Below are 2,669 nucleotides of genomic sequence, written 5' to 3'. Positions count from 1 at the left end.
GCAACTTTAGCAATAAGCTCTGGTATCAGAAGTAATAAAGATAATGAGTGTGCTATCTGGTTGTGTCTTCCTACAGGATTCGCAACAGATGGTTGCTCTTCGGCTCATAGGGCATATATAAGTAGAATTACCGATGTTAATCATCATGGTACAAGAAAATATACTGATCTTCCTGATTTTAAATACTGTGAAGAAAAAGAGCCTAATAATTTACAGAGTACAGTCAATATTCCTAAAAGTGAAATGTCTTATGTAACTTACTATGAAATCAAAATGCCAGCATACAATACTGCAACTCGTTGGAAATGGATATACAAAGAAGAATCAAGTCGTCAGTATGGTTGCGATAAAGTAGAAAATAACAGATGCTATAAACGCCTTTATCAGGTTGTCGCAGCGGTATCAACAACTCCAGCACGAACATTTCAGTCATCAACACCAACTCATAAATACAAAACCATAAATATAGGAGAACGATTCTATACTGAAAAAACAGCACCTTACAGCTCAGTATCAGAAGTCAGAGTTGATGGCAAAACAGTTGGTGAACGTTATTACAGGTAGTTAGTAATGAACAGACTTTTTATAGCTGAAAAGCCATCTGTAGGTAAGGCAATAGCAGATGCTTTAGGTAAATCAAAATCAGATAAAGGCTACTGTGAGACTAAATCAGGTGATATTGTCACCTGGTGCTTCGGTCACTTAATGGAGTTAGCTACACCTGATGTGTATTTGCCTGACGATGTTCCTACAACCAAAAACGGATCAAAAGTTTGGAGAGAGCAGGATCTTCCGATTGTACCTGAAAGATGGAAGATTCAAGTAAAAGCAGACTGCAAAGCTCAGTTTAACGTTATCAAAAAGCTTGCTTTAAAATCTAACATCACTACTATTGTTAACTGTGGTGATCCTGATCGTGAAGGCCAGCTTTTAGTTGATGAAATTTTGTCTTTTATATGCAATAAAAAGCCTGTTTTGCGTTACTGGGCTTCGGCTGTAGATAGTGTTTCAGTAAAAAGAGCTTTATCTTCACTTGAGTCTAACGAAAAATATGCAGGCATGAGAAATGCTGCTTTAGGAAGAAGTCACGCTGACTGGCTTATTGGTATGAATGCAACAAGAGCATTTACTCTTGCTTCAAGAAGAAGTGGTAAAGGCTCTCTTCTCTCTGTCGGCCGAGTTCAGACACCAACGCTTAATCTTGTAGCTACACGAGATCATGAGATTAGTAACTTCAAGCCTCAAACTTATTATGTGTTTAAAGGCAACTTTAAAGCAGAAAATAAGACTTTCACCGCTACACTGCAGTATGGTGAATCTCAAAAAGGTCTGGATAGTGAAGGCAGGCTTATTGATCTTAATGCTGCAAGATTGTTACAGCAAAAATTAGCTAATGCCAAAAAGTCAAAAGTAATTGCGTTTGAGACAAAAAGAAAGGATAAGAATGCACCTTTAGTGTACTCATTAGCTTCAATTCAAGCAGAAGCCAATGCTAAATATGGCTACTCTGCAGAGCAAATACTCAATATATGCCAGGCACTTTATGAAAAGTACAAGCTCACTACTTATCCTCGTTCGGATTGCGAATATCTTCCAACAGTGCAACATCAGGATGCTGTTAAGGTTTTAAAGTCCTTATTCTCTTTTCATACAGAGCTGAAATCAATAATTTCTAAAGCAGATCCTTCAATAAAGTCAAAAGTATGGAACGATAGCAAAATAACAGCCCATCACGGAATCATCCCAACCCAGCAAGTAGGCAATTTATCTGAGTTAAAAGACGATGAAAGAAAGGTGTATATGCTTATTGTTAAGCGTTATTTATGCCAGTTTTTTCCTCCTGCAAAACTCCTAGCTACTACCATTAAATTGGATGTATCAAGTGAATTATTCGCCTGTAAAGGCTCTGTAGTAGTTGAAAGTGGCTATTTAGCTGTATATGGCGGAGAAGATGATACTTTAGAACAGGACAAAGACGATGAAAAAGAAGATTCACAAAGTCTTCCAAAACTATCTGTAGGTGAAATTGTTGATGTTTTGAAGGTGGCATCTGTAACAGCTCAAACAAAGCCTCCAGCATCATTCACAGAAGGTACACTTATCAAAGCAATGCAAAATATTTATAACTTTGTACCAGATGGCCCTTTTAAGAAAGTTTTGAGAGATGGTGATGGTATTGGAACAAGTGCAACAAGAGCAGGCATTATTGCTGAATTGAAGAGAAAAGGCTTTTTAGAGCTTGTTGGTAAAAAAATCAAAGCAACTCCTGTAGGGATCAAGCTATTAGAAGAGCTTCCTGATTTATGTAAAAATCCAGTACTTACGGCAATGTTTGAATCCCAGTTGAAACTTGTTGAAAGTGGTCAAATAACTTGTAAGCAGTTTGAAGAAAAGCAGAAGTCTTTTGCTCTTCAGCTCGTTGAAAAAGCTTCAAAATTGACTATTTCTCTGCCTGATGGTTCAGTATCAACTTCTAAAGGAGCTAAAATCCAAAACAATAGAGGCAGATCTTTAAAATCAAAAGTGAATCCATTTAAAAGGAAATAGAAATGGAAAGTCCTCTTAATTCATATAGAGCATTTGTTCTTTCTGAAATATATAAACTCGGGGATGATTTTGCTCATGTAATGGCATCACTCAAAAATTCTCTGACTTCAAAGCAGGTTAAT

Annotated in this window: 1 protein-coding gene and 1 pseudogene; both read left to right on the top strand. The window is 36.9% G+C overall.

Going from position 1 to position 2,669, the window contains the following annotated elements:
• Positions 1 to 564: pseudogene (locus tag ACJML3_RS02965) on the top strand (hypothetical protein); the annotation flags it as partial.
• A 6-nt stretch (positions 565 to 570) separates the two neighbouring features.
• On the top strand, positions 571 to 2,547 hold the full coding sequence (locus tag ACJML3_RS02960; protein ID WP_406020467.1) for a DNA topoisomerase 3: 1,977 nt from the start codon (positions 571 to 573) through the stop codon (positions 2,545 to 2,547).
• The last annotated feature ends 122 nt before the right edge of the window (positions 2,548 to 2,669 follow it).

The organism is Succinivibrio sp., from assembly GCF_045124615.1.
Taxonomy (GTDB): domain Bacteria; phylum Pseudomonadota; class Gammaproteobacteria; order Enterobacterales; family Succinivibrionaceae; genus Succinivibrio; species Succinivibrio faecicola.
This window is presented reverse-complemented; position numbering and strand designations above follow the sequence as displayed.

What these genes read in the sequence shown, in the direction of transcription:
- ACJML3_RS02960 (WP_406020467.1), top strand. Translation starts at nt 571, where the DNA reads ATGAACAGACTTTTTATAGCTGAAAAGCCATCTGTAGGTAAGGCAATA.